This window comes from Myxococcus sp. RHSTA-1-4 (genome assembly GCF_020037125.1).
GTDB lineage: Bacteria > Myxococcota > Myxococcia > Myxococcales > Myxococcaceae > Myxococcus.
In genome coordinates this window covers 1-16,615 of the sequence record NZ_JAIQDG010000027.1, presented here as the reverse complement: position 1 = coordinate 16,615, position 16,615 = coordinate 1, and the positions used below count along the sequence as shown (strand labels likewise).

Sequence of the window (16,615 nt, the reverse complement as noted above, 5' to 3'; positions counted from 1 at the left end):
CCACACGTGATCGGCGTCTTCTCCGACAGCCACGGTGATCTCGAAGCCTTCGACGCGGCCTACGAGCTGCTGCGCTCGAAGGGCGCGCGCCGCTTCATCTTCGCCGGGGCGCGCTACACGGACCTGGACGAGTGGGTCCTCTGGCGGCGGCAGCGCAGCCGCGGCGGGCGCGAGTACTCGGACGCGGACTTCCTGGCGGACGTGTCCAACTGGCTGGGAAGCCAGGACACGCTGCCGCGCACACCCGCGCGCGGGGAGGCCCCGGCGGACGTCGTCTCCGAGGATGACCGGCGGCTCGTCATGGAGCGCTTCGTGCGCGTGCCGGAGCGCGAGTCGCTCCAGTACAGAGACCCGTCCATCAACAAGAAGGCGTTGGACATGGTCGCCGACACGCTGTGCTGCATCGTGCACGACAAGAACGACCTGACGCGGGACGACCTGCTGAACGCGTCGGTGTTCATCCACGGGAAGGAGTCGGAGCCGAAGGTGGTGCAGATCGGCCCGCGTTACTTCATCACCCCGGGGCGGCTGGTGGGCGCGGCCGAGCAGACGTGCGCGCTGCTGGAGAAGGTGGACAGAGATCTGGGCTTCTCCGCGTTCCGGCTGGACGGGCGTGAAATCGTGCCGCCCACGCTGCTGGTGCTGGAGAAGAAGTCCTCGAAGCTGACCCTCAAGTGAAGTGAGGCCCGACGTGCAGGTCGCGCTCCTCGGCGGCTCGTTCAACCCGCCCCACGTGGGACACCTGATGGCCGCCACGTACGTGCACGCCACCCAGGGCGTGGACGAGGTCTGGCTGATGCCGTCCTGGCAGCACCCCTTCGGCAAGCAGATGGAGGCGTTCGAGCACCGCGTCGCCATGTGCGAGGCGCTGTGCGCGGAGACGTCGGGCTGGCTGAAGACGACCCGGATTGAACGCGAGCCGGGGCTCACCGGGCGCACGGTGGACACGCTGTCCCTGCTGGTGCAGCGCTACCCGGAGGTCCGGTGGTCGCTCATCATCGGCAGCGACATCCTCAAGGACCTGCCGCAGTGGAAGGACTTCCACCGCATCCGGGAGATGGCGCGCGTGCTGGTGCTCTACCGCGCGGGCTACCCGGCGCCGGAGACGGTGGGGCCCCCGCTGGCGGAGGTGTCCTCCACGCTGGTGCGGGACATGCTCGCGCGCGGGGTGGAGCCGGCGGAGCTCGTGCCGTCGGGGGCCCTGGCCCACGCGCGGAAGCATGGGCTGTACGGGCTGGGCGTGCGTCGCTAGAGGCCGACGCCGAACAGGTGCAGGTGGTCCAGGCCGCGCTCGAAGCGGTAGGCGTACTGGTAGAAGAGGGAGAGCGGCACCGCCTGGCCGAAGGTGAGGCTCAGCGCGGCCGAGGCTCCCACCGCGCCGAGGTTGTTCCGGTTGTCCACGCGCGCCACCGAGCCGAAGCCCTCCACCTCGAAGTCGCTCACGAAGAGGGACGGCAGCACCCAGAGCGTGGACGCCCAGCCGTAGTCGATGGGGACACGGTAGCGGTACGTGGCACTGCCGATGAGCGCGTTGCGCGCGCGCGTCGTCACGTCCTCGTAGCCGCGCAGGTACTCGCTGAAGGCGACGCCGGGCTGCAGCTCGAGCGGCAGGCGGGACGTCTCCGTGGAGTCACGGCTGCTGTACCAGACCTGCCCCGCGCGGATGCCTCCCACCTCAAGCAGTCCGGTGGGCGCGCCGGGCAGGAAGCGGGCCACCGCGGACAGTTGCAGGTTGTCCATGCCCGTGAAGGGCAGGCCTCCCAGGAAGCCGTCCAGGCCCAGGCGCACGTCGCCCATCGTCGACTCGCGGAAGAAGGCGCCGGGGTACACGCCCGTCGCCACCGACAGCCCGAGCCCGCGCTGCGTGCCGCCGTACGAGGTGGAGTCTCCCGCGAAGTATGAGGCCGCCACCTCCGGGCCAATCAGCCGCGTGACGAGGCCGGGGAATTGCTCCGTCGCGTCGTACTCGCGCCGCAGCGCCAGCACGCCCACCGCCACCGGCGTCGTCCAGAACGTGCGCGAGGCGAACACCGTGCCTTGCAGGTCCGTGCGCGTGCTCTCGCGGATGCGCGCGGCGGACACCTGCGTGTACCAGGGCGCGAGCTGCCCGTTACCGTACGTCAGGGCCACGCTCGGCTCGTCCTCCTCCGAGCTGAACGACAGCAGCGCCGAGTACCCGTGGAAGCCGAGCCGGTCCTGCCCGGAGAGCGCGAACCCCCCGCTGACCAGCGTCCTGTCCGGGTTGGCCGTGTCCGTTCCGAACAGGATGTACGGCATGCGGAACTCGGGGATGAAGAATCCCTCCAGGGTCGAGTAGGGCTCGTCGGATTGGATGTCCAGCGTGCTGCCAGGGTCCGCCGGTGGCGCCACCACGGGCGCGTCCAGGTCCGCGAGCGCCGTGGGCGCGTCGGGTGGGGGAGGGGAGGCCGGACTCTCGGGCGGTGGAGGTGTTCCCGCGGCCTGCGAGGGCGCGTCAGACGAGGGCGGTGTACCAGGGGACTGCGCGGCAGCCTCGGAGGCAGGGGGCAGCGAGGGCTCCACCGGGTCCTGAGGCACGGAGGCTTGCGGCGATGCGCCAGCGGGAGGCGCTGAAGCTTCGGGGGCAGAGGACGGCACTGTTGCGCCGGGGAACGCCGCGACGTCCTGGGGCGCCGGGGATTGCGGCGAGCCGTCAGCAGGCGGTGCCGAAGTCTCGGGCACGGTGGACTGCGCGGTCGTGCCAGGGAACTCCGTGAACTCCTGGGACGGTGAGGCTTGCGGCGATGCGCCAGGAGACGGCGCATCCGGTGGGGATGTTGAAGCGCTCGAGCCCGGAGCGACCGCGAGCATCTCCGGATGGGAGACGGGCGACACGGGCGCGGCGGTTTCCGCCGCAATCCCTGTTCCGGACGGAGGCGATGCGCCCGCGAGCGCCCCGGTGGAGGCCGACACGGGGGCCACCGGAGCCCGGTCGAGGGTGAACCCCATCCCGTCGCGGTTGAGGAACGCCACCTCGCCCGTCCCCAGCGGGTTCACGTCCAGCACCAGGTGCGGCGCGTCCGTGATGCGCAGCATCTCCCGCGTGGCCACGGTCATCACGTGCGCCTGGAGCCGGTCTTCGTGCTCGCGCAGGAACACGATGCGCTCACCGTCCAGCCAGCGCGGCGAGTAATTGAACAGCCCGTCCCGCGTCAGCCAGCGCAGGCTCCCGTCCGCCTCGCGCAGCACCAGGTCCCAGCCCTGGTTGCCCGCGACCGGGAACACCATCCGCGCTCCATCCGGCGAGACGGCGGGAGGCCCCACCGGCAGGCTCGCGTCGAAGCGGGTGAGCGTCTCCCTCCGCTCCGTCTCCAGTTCCAGCCGCACCACGTTGGCCGTGTCGCCCTCGATGCTCACGTACACGTACGCCGCGCCGTCCGGGGTGATGCTGCCGCCCATTCCCTTCACCCCGTCCCAGACGCGCACCACGGCCCCCGTGCGCGCGTCCACCCGCCACAGCCGCGCTTCGTAGCCGCCCTCCGCCTCCAGGTCCGCCATCACCAGGTACAGCCACGCGCCGTCGCGGCTGAAGGACATGCCGCTCACCAGCGACGGGCTCCCCAGCACCCAGCGGCGCCCCGGCAGCAGCTCCGTCAGCGGGCGCTCGAAGCGCACGCGCCCGTCGGCCTCGCGCACCGTGAGCCGCGAGTATTCCTCGCGCCCCACGCTCACCAGCGCCGTGGCGCCGCTCTCCGGATGCGAGGCCAGCCGTGAGAAGTAGCCCGCGTCCGCCAGCAGCACCCGCTGCGACGCCGGCCGCTCGCGCACGGGGTGCTCCAGGCGCAGCTCCCGCGTGTACTCGGCGAATAGCGTCCCGATGTCCTTCCCGTACACCCGCTTGAACCGCAACGTCACCGCCAGCGGCGGAGCGATGGAGCCGCCCTGCTCGTCCACCAGCCGCCACAGCTGCTTCTCGCCGTACTTCGCGGCCAGGTACTCCACGAAGTGCATGCCGGTGATGTAGTTGCCGCCGAACGGGTCCAACGCCCGGTGCTCCGGCGAGAGGAAGCCCGGGTCCAGCTCGCCCCCGCGCGCCTGCACCACCGACTCGTACCAGCCGCGCCACACCGGGCTGTGCGGCCGCCCCGTGTCCTTGTCGAAGCGGCCCTCGTAATACGTGGCCAGCCCCTCCAGGAACCACGACTCGGTGAAGGAGTTGGGCTGGAACAGGCCGCCGGTGATGGCGTTGAGGACCCCCCAGACGCCCCGCGTCTCCTCGAGCTGCACATAGTGCACGGCCTCGTGGCAGGCCACGTCGCCGACGTCCACCTCGCCCAGGCCGAACAGGTGGAACAGCTCCAGCGTCACGTGCACCGGCATCACCATCTGCTGTGGCGTGCTGGCGTAGTCCGGCACCACGTACGCGTTGTTGAAGTCCGAGCTCGTCAGGTAGACGAGCACCCGCTCTCTCGACTCCTGGCGCCACGTCTGCCCACGCAGCCGCGCAACGCAGCCCTCCAGCCGGGACGCCATCCGCAGCGCCGGTCCACGCAGGTGCGCCGGGTAGTAGAGCTCCAGCGTCTCCGTGGTCAGCTTCCGCATGTCATCCCGAGCGAACGACGCCTGGATGTTCTGCGGGAAACGGGGTGAGACGAAGGCACACCCCACGTGTGTCAGCAGGAGAAGAGAAGCCAGGGCATGCCAGGGCGGCAGCCGGCGGTGAGCGGGCATGCGGCCCATCCTAGCGGGCACAAAACGTAGCCACGACCGCGTTTTTCACGGTATTTGGAGGCCGTCGCCTCCCTTTTGATTCTGGATTCCTCCATGTCCGAACCCGCCGCTCCCCAGGGGTATCCCGTTCCCCAGCACGTCCACCACGCCCAGTTCCAGGTCGCTGGCGCCCTCGAGAAGTCCGAGGGCAAGCCCGTCGACCTGCTCAAGGCGCCCTGGCCGGACGTGGAAAAGGCCGTCATCAAGCTGCTCGGTGGCCCCTTCCAGGTGAACAAGCCGGAGCACCAGACGCTGGCGCTCGGACTCGCCGGCGCGTTCGCCCTGCGCCTCATCCAGGAGCACCAGGCCTTCTGGTTCCCCAACCGCGACTCGCCCGAGGGCGCCACCCTGGGCTTCCCCGACGCCATCATCATGCTGTCGCCGTTCGGCGCGGTGATGGACGCCCTGGGGCAGGGCAAGCTGGCCCGGCTGGATGACCTGGCCGCGGACATCCGCCGCTCCCTGGGTCAGGCCCGACTGAGCGTCAACCCGGCCCAGACCCTGGGCAGCCAGGCCCCGAAGCTGTCCCCCGTGGACTACCAGCGCCTGTTCGACCCGGGCTTCCTCCAGTTCGTCGTCCTGGACACCAACAAGACGAAGACGGCCCTGGAGACGAAGCCGGACTCGCTGGCCCGTGACGTGCGCAACGCGCTCGGCCGCACCCAGCCGCCGCTGCCGCAGGAGGCGCGCCAGCAGTTCGACGGGCAGATTGTCCAGTCCCTGCAGCGCCTGGATCCGAGCAAGCCCCTCATCGAGCAGGCCGACCGCGCCCCGCGCCTGGCCGAGCTGATGGCCCACCTGTTCGGCACCGTGGGCGGCACGGGCTCGGCGCCCGAGGACTTCTGGCACGAAATCGTCCTGCCGCTGCTGTTCATCGGCAACCCGGCGAGCTTCCCTCCCGTCGATGACGAGGAGAAGGAGATGTTCAGCCAGGGCGCGGATCCGCTGCCCCTCTTCGTGGACATCGTTCCGCACTCGCACAAGGCGCCGGAGGAGGGCCTGCTGGGCGCGTTCGAGATGAGCGAGATCGGCCTGGCGCATCCCGGCTTCGCCAAGGTGGGCGCGCTGCGGCTCATCCGCATCAACGCGGCGCGCATCAAGCCGCTGCTGGAGAAGTTCGATCCGAACCAGACGGCGGACACCATCAAGCGCTTCACCGAGTACATGGCGAAGGAGTCCGGCAAGCCCGCGACCCCGTCGCCCCAGGGCGACGAGATGCTCAAGGCGGCGCTCACGCTGCTCACCGACCTGAAGCGCTCGCTGACGCAGGTCCAGGGCGAGCTGTGCCTGCGCCGCCTCACCGAGGCGGAGGCCGCCTCCGAGCAGGCGATGGCCGTGGTGCGCAAGGCCCTTCAGGGCTCGCTCATCATCACGGCCTGAGCAGCCGTTCCAACGCGGCGCGCGACTCGGGGCGGGGCCGGTCTCCGGCCAGCCTCAGCGCGCGCCGCGACAGCAGCCTGTAGAGCGGGGCGACCTCCTCCGGGAGCGCCCCCAGGTGTGCCTCCACCACGCCCGCGTCCCCACGGACGATGGGCCCGGTGAGGCCGCCGGAGAGGCCCCGGGCCTCCACCCCTCGCAGCGCCGAGCGCATCAGCGGCAGCAGCGCCGCCAGCGCCGCGTCCGGGGGGATTCCCGCCGCGCCCAGCGCCGCCACCGCCGCATCCGCGAGCGCCACCAGCCCGCCCGCGCTCATCACCGCGCCCGCGTGGTAGGCCGCTCGGTGGGACTCCGGCACGTCGAGCACCTGGAGTCCCACGTCCGCCGCCATGCGGCGCAGCACATCCCGCAGCGCCCGCGACGGCGTGCTCACCGCCACCGCGTGTCCGGCCAGCGAGTCCCGGGGCGAGGAGACCGCGCACAGCGGATGGAAGGAGCCCCGCGCGCGCCCCTTCGCGGGGCCGAGCGCGTCGAGGGACAGTGCGCCCGCCGTGTGTACGAGCGCGGCCGTGCGGGGCAGGGTGGCGGCCAGCTCGGCTGCCACGGTGGGCACCGCGGCGTCCGGGACGCAGAGCAGCACGACGCGGGCACGCCGCAGGTCCGCCGGGGACGCGGGCTTCAGGCCGAGGGTTTCCGCCCGCTCACGGCCTTCGGTGCCGCGTGAGTGCAGCCGCACGGGCCAGCGCTTCGATGCGAGCGCGAGTCCCAGCGCTCCACCGAGCCGGCCCGCGCCGACGATGACCACGGGGGGACGGGCGGGGCGGGGCCTGGGCTGGCGGGCGGATGGTGCGGGCATCGGGACCTCGGGTTGCGGCTCCCGCGAGGGCGGGGGAGGGCGCGGAGGTCATGTCACCATGCGCGGGCCGTCAGGGCACGCGCGACATGCGGTCCCCTGAGACCGAAGTGTCCGCGGGCGCGAAACCACGGGGCTCTCGACGGTGCCGGGCCTCTTCGACCCGGCACTCGAGGTACTGCTCAGTGCGACTCGCGCTGGAACAGGAGCTGGCCGGACTGGACCGCGACGCGTACCCGGTCTCCCGCGCCGAACTCGCCGGAGAGGATGCGCTCCGCCAGCGGTGCCTCCACCAGCCGCTGCACCATCTGCCGCATGGGCCGCGCGCCGAGCTGCGGGTCGAACCCGCCCGACTTCAGCAGGTGGCCCACCACGTCCGCGTCCGCGACGTACTCGATGCCCCGCTCGTTGGCGAGCCGCTTGCTGCTCTCCGCCAGCAACAGCGTGGCGATGCGCGCCACCTCCACCTCTTCCAGCGGGCGGAAGGGGAGCCGCTCATCGATGCGGTTCCACAGCTCCGGCGGCAGGGCCTTGCGCGCCGCGGAGGACGCCAGGTCCATGGCGCTCGACGGCCCCGCGCTGTCCGCCCCGAAGCCCACCGGGCGGCCGGTGCGCGAGAAAGCCTCCGCGCCCAGGTTGGTCGTCATCACGATGACGGTGTTCGAGAAGTCGATGTGCCGGCCCTTGCCGTCCGTCAGCCGGCCCTCCTCCAGCACCTGGAGCAGGAGCATCTGCACCTCGCGGTGCGCCTTCTCGATTTCGTCCAGCACCACCACCGACGACGGGCGGCGGCGCACCGGCTCCGTGAGCTGCCCACCCTCGCCGAAGCCCACGTAGCCCGCGGGCGAACCGATGAGGCGCGACACGCCGTGCTGCTCGGACATCTCGCTCATGTCCAGCCGCACCAGCGCGTCCTTGTTGCCGAACAGCACCTCCGCCAGCGCCCGCGCCATCTCCGTCTTGCCCACGCCCGTGGGGCCCAGGAAGAGGAAGCTGCCCATGGGCCGGCGCGAGGCGAAGCCCGCGTAGTTGCGGCGGATGACGCGGGCGATGCGCTCCACCGCCTCCGTGTGGCCGATGACGCGCTCGGACAGGTCCTGCTCCAGCCGGAGCAGCCGCGCCGAGTCATTCATCAGGAGCCGCTCCTCGGGCACACCCGCGAGCTTCGCCACCACCCGCGCCACGTCCGACGCCTCCACCACGTCACGGCCCTCGCGGTGGCACCGGCTGCCCGCCAGGTCCACCACGGAGATGGCCTTGTCCGGCATGAACCGGTCCGTCACGTAGCGGCTGGCCAGCGACGCGGCCGCCTCCAGCGACTCCGGCAGGTAGCGCAGCCCGTGGTGCTCCTCGTAACGGCCGATGATGCCCTTGAGGATTTCCACCGTCTCCGGCACCGACGGCTCGTTCACCACCACCGCCGTGAAGCGCCGCTCCAGCGCCGGGTCCGCGCTGATGAACTTGCGGTACTCGTCGTGCGTGGTGGCGCCGATGCAGGGGAACTCACCCCGCGCCATCGCCGTCTTCAGCTCGTTGGCCGCGTCCTGCGGGCCCTCGCCCGTGGAGCCCGCGCCCACCAGCGTGTGGATTTCGTCGATGAAGACCACCACGCGGCCCTCCGCGCGGCGGACCTCCTCCTTCAGCGCGTTGAGCTTCTCGGAGAAGGAGCCGCGAAGCTGGGTGCCCGCCACCAGCGTGGCCATGTCCAGCTCCACCAGCACCTTCTCCGCCAGCGTGCCGCGAAGCTCCAGCAGCCGCTGCGCCACGCCCTCCACCACCGCCGTCTTGCCCACGCCGGGCTCGCCCAGCAGGCACGGGTTGTTGGTGCGGCGCTTGCCGAGGATGTCGATGACCTCCTCGACCTCGCGTGCGCGGCCCACCACCGGGTCCAACCGGCCCTCGCGGGCCGCCTGGCTCAGGTTGCGGCCCAGCGACGTGAGCAGCGGGAAGGCCTTGGCGTCCAGCGCCACCGACGCGCTCCGGGCCTGGGGCGCCGGGGCGGGGGGCGCCGCCGGGCGGGACACCGGCGCGGGCGGGGCCACGGGCGGCGGCGGCACGGCGCGCGCCACGGGCGGAGCGGGCGGGGGGACGGGCACGGCGGAGGCGGTCTCCGGCTCGTCCACGTCGATGAGGTCGCGCGGAGACAGGGCCGGCGTGGAGCGCGACGGCCGCGAAGGCAGGGGCGGAGGCGTGGGCGGCGTCGCGCGCGGCAGGCTCACCGCCACCGTGGAGAGGGGCAGGGGAGAGGGCGGAGCACCCACCGGGCGGCTCACCGGAGGCCGGTGGCCCAGCGCCTGCGCACGCCCCGTCTGGAGGAAGCGCGGCATCCGGCCGCTCGTGAAGAAGGCCATGGCCGTGGTCCGCAGCGTCGCCAGGTCCAGCCCGGCGAGCTGCAGGAGCTCGTTGGCCGCGCAGCGCACCCGCGTCACCGCGATGAGCAGGTGCAGGCAGTCCGCCTCCCCCGAGCCCAGGCTGGTGGCAATCTCCCGCGTCTTCTCCCGCAGCTCGCGGACGACACCGTCCGACTCCGTCGGGGCGGACGTGAGGAGCTGCAGCAGGGCGTCCTCGTCCACGCCCCGCTCCTTCAAGAGGAGCTGCGCCCGGTTCTCCACCGTGAAGAGGGCCAGGAGCACGTGCGCCGAGGTGAGCCTCTGCACCACGCTCTGTGCGATGTCGTTCGCCTCGTGGAGTACCTGCGCGAGATCCGTGCTATCGACCATTCGAGCTCCGGCAAGCGGGCAGGCGAGCGGAATACACCCTCCCAGGGCCCCGGGCAAAATTTCCGCTACAGGCTGCTACAGGTCCGCTGAAACACTGGGGTAGAAAGCCCCCGGGAACGGAATTCGGTTGGCTGCCTGCCCGTTCTCCGCGTCAATTCGGCTGGCCGGGCAATTGCCTGAGGGCGAGTGCCGTACATCGCTCCGAGACACTCAACCATATGACCTCACTCGTCCAACCGGTTCGCGTCTTCGTCGACCCTCTAGAGGGGACACGCACCGCCGTCGAGGCCCGCCGCTGGGTGTGGCCTCTCCTCATCCTCGCACTCTGTGTGTCCGCCTCCGGGACGCTCTATTCCCTCCGGTGGGACGCGGCGCCCGACGTCATCCGGGAGCTCCAGGCCTCGGGGGGGCTGGCCGGCATGTCCGAGGCGGACCTGACCGACAACATCCAGACCGCCACGCGCAAGGCGCTGGTGGGGGGCATCGCCAAGGGCGTCTTCGTGATGCCGCTGCTGGCGCTGCTGCTGGCCTGCGTGCTGTGGGTGGTGGGCTGGTTGTTCGACCAGAAGGCCCCCTTCGAGCGGCTGATGTCGGCCGCGGCCCTGGCGCTGCTGCCCATCGCCCTCTACCACCTCATCTTCACCATTTGCGCCGCCTCCCAGCACTCGCTCACGGCGGCGCGCGCCGCGCAGCTCGTGCCCTCCCACCTGGGGGCGGTGCTGAGCGGGCTGAGCCCGAAGATGCTCCGGGTGGCGTCGACGGTGGACTTCTTCAACCTCTGGAGCGCGTGCCAGCTGGGGCTGGGCTTCTCCGCCGCCACCGGCATGGGCCGGGGCCGCGCGGTGGGGCTGACCCTGGTGATGTACGCCATGTTCGCGGGCGTGACGATGATTGGCCTTCCGGCGATGGGAGGTGGCCGATGAACGCCTTCCTCGTCGCCGCCATGCTGGCCGCCGCGCCGGACGTCGCGCCGGAGGCCACCAGCCCCATCACCCTCGAGGAGGTCCGGAAGCTGGGGCGTGTCAACACCAGCGCGCTCCAGTCGCTGCTGGACCTGGAGGTCACCGAGGCGGACGTGGGGGTGTCGCGCTCGGCGTTGCTGCCGCAGCTCTCGCTGAGTGCTTCCGCGGGGAAGAACTGGCAGGGCCGCCGCCAGCAGATCGTCACCTCGGAGGACCCGAACAACCCCGGGGGCTTCCTCACCTTCGAGGTGGAGACGCCGTCCGTCGACACCGAGGCGTACGACCTGGGCCTGAGCCTGACGCAGGTCATCTACGACCGGGCGCGCTTCAAGCAGCTCGAGCAGAGCGGCGTGCTGCGGGACGCGCAGAAGAGCCAGACGCTGGAGGAGGCGGACACCTCCGAGCTGGAGGCCATCCGCCGCTTCTTCGTGCTGTTCCGCACGCAGGCCACCCTCAAGGTGCTGGAGGCCACCGTCAAGCGCAGCGAGGAGCAGCTCGAGCGAGCCCGAGCCCTCTTCCAGGCGGGCCGCGTGGGCAAGAACGAGGAGATCTCCGCGCTCGTCAACCTGGGCAATGACCGCATCAACTTCACGGAGCGGCTGGCGCAGCTGGTGACGGACCAGACGAACCTGGCGAGCTGGCTGGCCCGGCCCGGCACCGAGCCGCTGCTGGCGGTGGACCCCGGCGTCCTCACGCAGGAGCCCGCTCCGGCCCCCGCCATGGACACCGCCCTCGCCCAGGCCCGGGAGCGCCGGCCGCTGCTGGCGGCGCGCCAGCTCCAGGTGCGCTCCGCGGAGCTGGGGCGCGCCATCGCCCGGGCGGACTACATCCCCCGGCTGACGGCGCAGGGCATCTATTCGCGCCAGGGCCCGGCCGCGGACGTCGTCTTCACCGAGCCGCGCCTGCAGAACACCTTCACGGCGGGCATCAACCTCACGTGGAACCTCTTCAACGGCTTCGCCACCGCCGCCAATACGCGGCGTGCCGAGGCCAACATCCGCCGGGCGCAGCTCGTGCTCGAGCAGGCGGCGCGCGATATCGAGGCGGACGTCCGCCGCTCGCACCGCTCGCTGGAGGCACAGATCGAGGCCGCGCGCCTGGCCGCTGCCAACCTCGAGGCCGCCGTGCAGGGACTCAAGCTGGCGGAGGAGCGATTCCGCGCTGGCGCGGGCTCCACCCTGGAGGTCCGCGACGCGCAGCTCAGCCTGACGCAGGCGGAGCTCAACTTGCTGGAAAACAGGATTGATGTCGAAATCGCCCGCTTCACGCTGATGCGGGCCATGGGCGCCCTGAGCCCGGGAGAGACGAAATGAAGTGGTGGAAGGGTGCCATTGCCGGTGTGCTGTTCCTGGGTGCGGCGGCCATCACCGTCGGCGGACTCAAGGAGCGGCCGCCACCGTCCCTGGAGGTGCAGCTCGCGAAGGCTCGCAAGGGCACCATCACCCGCACCATCACCGGCGCGGGCAAGGTGCAGGCGGCCACCACCGTGAAGATCTCCTCCAGCCTGTCCGGTGACCTGGTGGAGCTGCTCGTGAAGGACGGCGACCCGGTGAAGAAGGGCCAGGTGCTGGGCCGCATCGACAAGCGCCTCTACGAGGCCGCGGTGAAGCAGGCGCTGGCGTCGCAGAACGCCTCGCGCGCGGACACGCAGGTGGCCGAGGTGGAGGCGGGGCGCAGCGCGCAGGAGCTGGCGCGCGTGGAGGAGCTGGAGAAGAAGGGCCTGGCGTCGACGGCCGAGGTGGAGACGGCGCGCGCGGCCAAGAACACCGCGGACGCGCGGGTGGCGTCGGCGAAGCAGCTCCTGGCCCGCAACGTGGCCATGGTGGACCAGGCGCAGACGGACCTCGCCAAGACGACGCTGCAGTCGCCCATCGACGGCAACGTCATCGAGCTGTCGCGCGAGGTGGGTGAGCGCGTGCGTGGCTCGGACCTGTCCGAGGACGTGGTGATGACCATCGCCGCGCTCAGCGCCATGGAGGTGAAGTTCGAGGTGGGTGAGCACGAGGTGGTGCACCTCAAGCCGGGCCAGCCCGCGGAGGTGTCGCTGGACGCGCTGGAGGGGCAGACCTTCCAGGGCTCCGTGGTGGAGATTGCCCAGAAGGCGCTCATCAAGAACGCGGGTACGGAGGCGGAGGTGACGAGCTTCCCCGTCACCGTGGCGCTGGACACCCGGCCTCCGGGCGTGCTGCCCGGCATGAGCGCCGAGGTGCGCATCTCCGCCGAGACGCGCAACGACGTGGTGCTGGTGCCCATCCAGGCGGTGACGGTGCGCTCGGAGCGCACGCTGCCGGACTACAAGGCCCCCATCGAGGGTGGGGCGCTGACGGCCAAGCGCACCGAGTCGCTGGCCAAGGTGGTGTTCGTGGTGGACGCGAACAACAAGGCGCAGGTGCGGCGGGTGCAGACGGGCATCGCCTCCGACACGGAGCTGGAGATCCTCAACGGCATCAACGACGGGGAGCGCGTGGTGGAGGGCCCGTACCGGACGCTGTCGAAGGAGCTGAGCGACGGGGACATCGTCCGCGAGCCCGAGCAGGGCCCGGGCGGCCCCGGTGGCATGAAGGGTGGGCGGAAGTCGTGAGTGACGGAAGCAGCGCGGGCAAGCTCATCGAGGTCGAGGACATCACCCGCGTCTTCCACGTGGGTGGCGAGGAGGTGCGCGCGCTGCGCGGCGTCTCCTTCGGCATCAGCCGCGGGGAGTGGGTGGCCATCATCGGCCAGTCCGGCTCCGGCAAGAGCACGTTGATGAACGTGCTGGGCTGCCTGGATACGCCCAGCAGCGGCCGCTACACGCTGAACGGCAAGGACGTGTCGCGCATGAGCGACGACGAGCTGGCCGTCATCCGCAACGAGGAGATTGGCTTCATCTTCCAGACGTTCCAGCTGCTGCCGCGCGAGACGGCGCTGGCCAACGTGGAGCTGCCGCTGGTGTACCGGGGCCTGCCGGCGCGCGAGCGGCGGGAGCGGGCGAAGGCGGCGCTGGAGAAGGTGCAGCTCGCGCACCGCATGCACCACCGGCCCAACGAGCTGTCCGGCGGTCAGCGGCAGCGCGTGGCCATTGCGCGCGCGCTGGTGGCCCAGCCGTCCATGCTCCTGGCGGACGAGCCCACGGGCAACCTGGACTCGGCCACGGGTGAGGAAATCGTCCGGCTGTTCGAGGAGCTCCACCGGGCGGGCAACACGCTGGTGCTCGTCACGCACGAGCCGAAGCTGGCGGCGCGCTGCCCCCGGGCCATCCGCCTGAGTGACGGGCAGGTCGTGGCGGACGGCCCCGGACGCGAGGTGGCGCTGGGCATCGGCGCGGCGGTGATGGCGGCGGGGGGGACATGAAGCTGCCGCGGGGGGTGCGGGTGGACGTGCTGGAGGGGGTGCGCATCGCGCTCTTCTCGCTCAAGGCCAACCGCCTGCGCACGGTGCTGACGACGCTGGGCATCGGCATCGGCGTGGCCACGCTGCTGGCCATCGTCGGCATCATCCAGGGCCTCAACACGTCCTTCCACCGGCAGCTCGCGACCTTCGGCGCCAACACGCTCTACGTGTCCAAGTTCCCCTGGGCGATGAAGGGCGACTGGTGGGTGTACCGGAACCGGAAGAACTTCACCATGGACCAGGTGACGCGGCTGCGCAGCCTGGCGCCCTTCCTGTCCGCCATCTCCCCGACGGTGCAGCGGGTGGCGGACGTGGCGTACGGCGGCGAGCAGTTGTCCACCGTGCGCATCCAGGGCGTGACGCACGAGTACCTCACCATCTCCGGCTACGAGGTGACGGCCGGGCGCTTCCTCACGGAGGCGGATGACGAGGTGACGCGGCCGGTGGCGGTGATTGGCGCCGACGTGGCGGACGGGCTCTTCCCCGGCATCAGCCCGCTGGGGCAGTCCATCCGCATCGACAACCGCACCTTCCAGGTGGTGGGCACGCTCAGCCGGAAGGGGAAGATCGTCAACGAGAGCCTGGACCTGGTGGTCTTCGTTCCGTTCAAGTCGTTCTACTCGAGCTTCGGCAAGGGGCGCGGGCTGGAGATCGCCATGGCGGTGGCGGACCCGACGCAGGTGCGGCGGGCGGAGGACCAGCTCGTGGGCATCCTCCGGCGCATCCGCGGCACGCCGCCGGGCCTGCCGGACGACTTCTCCATCAACAAGCCGGAGGCCATGGCGCAGACGTACGAGCAGCTCACGGGCGCGCTCTACGGCGTGGCCGTGGGCGTGGGCCTGATTACCCTGCTGGTGGGCGGCATCGGCATCATGAACATCATGCTGGTGTCCGTGCGCGAGCGGACGCGGGAGATTGGCGTGCGGCGGGCGCTGGGGGCGCGCAAGCGCACCATCGTCTTCCAGTTCCTCATGGAGGCGGCGAGCGTGTCCGCGGTGGGAGGTCTGCTGGGGACCACGGCGGGGCTGGGGACGGCGAAGGTCGTCTCACTCATCACCCCCCTGGCGGCGGACGTGCAGGCCACGACGGTGGTGGGCGGCGTGGCCTTCGCCGCGGTGGTGGGCCTGCTGTTCGGCATCTGGCCGGCGGCGCGCGCGGCGAACCTGGATCCGGTGGAAGCCCTCCGGTACGAGTGACGCGATGCGAGCCTTCCTCGACAACCTGCGGCTGGCCCTGGGGACGTTCCTGGGCAACCCGCTGCGCTCGCTGCTGACGCTGCTGGGCATCGTCATCGGCGTGGCGACGGTCATCACCATGATGGGGCTCATCGAGGGGCTCCGCATGAAGGTGAACAAGGACCTGGGCCGGATGGGGGCCCACACCTTCCAGGTGACGAAGTGGCCGGCGGGCGGCTTCGGACGCATCAACTGGGCGAAGTTCGCCAAGCGGCAGGACATCGAGATGGACGACGTGCGCGCCATCGAGGAGTCCTGCCCGTCGGTGGGCGTGGTGGTGCCCGTGGACGACGAGGGCGGGCAGAAGGTGGCGACGGCGAGCAACGAGACGCGGCCGTCGGTGCGCGTCTTCGGCACGCCGACGAACTACCCGGCGACCAGCGGCCTGACGGTGGCGTCCGGGCGCTACTTCAATGAGGTGGAGGCGCTGGACGGCCGGCAGGTGGTGGTGCTGGGGACGGACGTGGCGGACGCGCTCTTTCCCGGCATGGACCCGGTGAACCACGAGGTGCGCATCAAGGGGCGGCCGTTCCGGGTGATTGGGGTGCTCCAGCGGCGCGGCAGCATGCTGGGCATGTTCAGCATGGACAACCAGGTGATGATGCCCCTGCGCGTCTTCCAGCAGCTCTACGGGAAGAACCGCTCGCTGGACGTGGACGTGATGGCCCGCGAGCCGGAGCTGTTCCAGAAGGCGCAGGACGAGGTGACCACGCTGCTGCGCCGGCGGCGAGACGTGCCGGCGAACATGCCCAACGACTTCGAGATCCACACCAACGAGTCGGTGACGGCGTCGTTCAACCAGCTCTCGGTGGTCATCACCATCGCCGGCATCGGAGTGTGCCTGCTGTCGCTGGTGGTGGGCGGCATCGGCATCCTGAACATCATGCTGGTGTCGGTGATGGAGCGGACGCGGGAGATTGGCGTGCGCAAGGCGCTGGGCGCGAAGCGGCGGCGCATCCTGGGGCAGTTCGCCACGGAGGCGGTGCTGCTGGCGCTGATGGGGGGCGCCATGGGCGTGGGCCTGGGCTTCGGCCTGGTGTTCCTCGCCGACTGGGTGCTGCGCTTCCCCATGTACGTGCCCCCCTGGGCCGTGGCGCTGGCGCTGGTGATGAGCTGCGGGGTGGGGCTGCTGTTCGGCATCTACCCGGCCGCCCGGGCGGCGAGGCTGGACCCCGTGGAGGCGATGCGCGCGGATTGAGGCGGTGGTTACCGCGGGAGGCCCGTCGCCACCTCGGGCGCGTATTCGTCCGCGGGCAGGCGCCACTGCACGCCCTGCAGCCCACAGTCGCGAACCAGCAGCTCCACCAGGGCGCCGTAGTTCTCCTCCACCCATTGGCGGAAGTAGACGTCGGGCACGGCCAGGATCAGGCG

12 protein-coding genes are annotated in these 16,615 nt (G+C 71.2%); 9 read left to right on the top strand and 3 right to left on the bottom strand.

From position 1 onward, the window contains the following. Positions 1-6 precede the first annotated feature (6 nt). Positions 7-678, top strand: a complete 672-nt coding sequence (locus tag K8638_RS30820; protein WP_223758250.1) for a hypothetical protein — start codon at positions 7-9, stop codon at positions 676-678. A 1-nt stretch (position 679) separates the two neighbouring features. Beyond that, a complete protein-coding gene (gene nadD / locus K8638_RS30815) occupies positions 680-1,252 on the top strand; it encodes a nicotinate (nicotinamide) nucleotide adenylyltransferase (protein WP_223758249.1) in 573 nt (190 codons plus the stop codon). On the opposite strand, the gene K8638_RS30810 is transcribed toward nadD, so the two are convergent. Continuing rightward, positions 1,249-4,560 (bottom strand): hypothetical protein, encoded by a 3,312-nt coding sequence (locus tag K8638_RS30810; protein ID WP_223758248.1) that lies wholly within the window; start codon positions 4,558-4,560, stop codon positions 1,249-1,251. The two genes, nadD and K8638_RS30810, sit on opposite strands and share 4 nt — an antisense overlap. Before the next feature lie 222 nt (positions 4,561-4,782). On the opposite strand from K8638_RS30810, the gene K8638_RS30805 reads away from it, so the two are divergent. Further along, positions 4,783-6,108, top strand: a complete 1,326-nt coding sequence (locus tag K8638_RS30805; RefSeq protein WP_223758247.1) for a hypothetical protein — start codon at positions 4,783-4,785, stop codon at positions 6,106-6,108. On the opposite strand, the gene K8638_RS30800 is transcribed toward K8638_RS30805, so the two are convergent. Together K8638_RS30800 and K8638_RS30795 are read right to left on the bottom strand one after the other, a co-directional pair. Further along, positions 6,098-6,961: a DUF2520 domain-containing protein gene (locus K8638_RS30800; protein WP_223758246.1), complete on the bottom strand. Its 864-nt coding sequence runs from the start codon at positions 6,959-6,961 to the stop codon at positions 6,098-6,100. The two genes, K8638_RS30805 and K8638_RS30800, sit on opposite strands and share 11 nt — an antisense overlap. Positions 6,962-7,140: 179 nt before the next feature. After that, positions 7,141-9,678 (bottom strand): AAA family ATPase, encoded by a 2,538-nt coding sequence (locus tag K8638_RS30795; RefSeq protein ID WP_223758245.1) that lies wholly within the window; start codon positions 9,676-9,678, stop codon positions 7,141-7,143. 218 nt (positions 9,679-9,896) lie between these two features. On the opposite strand from K8638_RS30795, the gene K8638_RS30790 reads away from it, so the two are divergent. The 6 genes from K8638_RS30790 to K8638_RS30765 are packed head-to-tail and all read left to right on the top strand — an operon-like array spanning position 9,897 to position 16,442. Next, complete coding sequence (locus tag K8638_RS30790; protein ID WP_223758244.1) at positions 9,897-10,601, top strand: YIP1 family protein; 705 nt, start codon at positions 9,897-9,899, stop codon at positions 10,599-10,601. Continuing rightward, entirely contained in the window at positions 10,598-11,953 is a 1,356-nt protein-coding gene (locus K8638_RS30785; RefSeq protein ID WP_223758243.1) for a TolC family protein, read from the top strand. The genes K8638_RS30790 and K8638_RS30785 overlap by 4 nt, the downstream gene beginning before the upstream one ends. Continuing rightward, entirely contained in the window at positions 11,950-13,221 is a 1,272-nt protein-coding gene (locus K8638_RS30780) for an efflux RND transporter periplasmic adaptor subunit (protein WP_223758242.1), read from the top strand. Before K8638_RS30785 ends, K8638_RS30780 begins: the two co-directional genes overlap by 4 nt. Beyond that, on the top strand, positions 13,218-13,970 hold the full coding sequence (locus K8638_RS30775) for an ABC transporter ATP-binding protein (protein WP_370644146.1): 753 nt from the start codon (positions 13,218-13,220) through the stop codon (positions 13,968-13,970). The genes K8638_RS30780 and K8638_RS30775 overlap by 4 nt, the downstream gene beginning before the upstream one ends. Continuing rightward, entirely contained in the window at positions 13,967-15,205 is a 1,239-nt protein-coding gene (locus K8638_RS30770; RefSeq protein WP_223758241.1) for an ABC transporter permease, read from the top strand. Before K8638_RS30775 ends, K8638_RS30770 begins: the two co-directional genes overlap by 4 nt. Positions 15,206-15,209: 4 nt before the next feature. Beyond that, positions 15,210-16,442 carry an ABC transporter permease gene (locus tag K8638_RS30765; protein ID WP_223758240.1) on the top strand — a complete coding sequence of 411 codons (1,233 nt, stop codon included), beginning with the start codon at positions 15,210-15,212 and terminating at the stop codon, positions 16,440-16,442. The last annotated feature ends 173 nt before the right edge of the window (positions 16,443-16,615 follow it).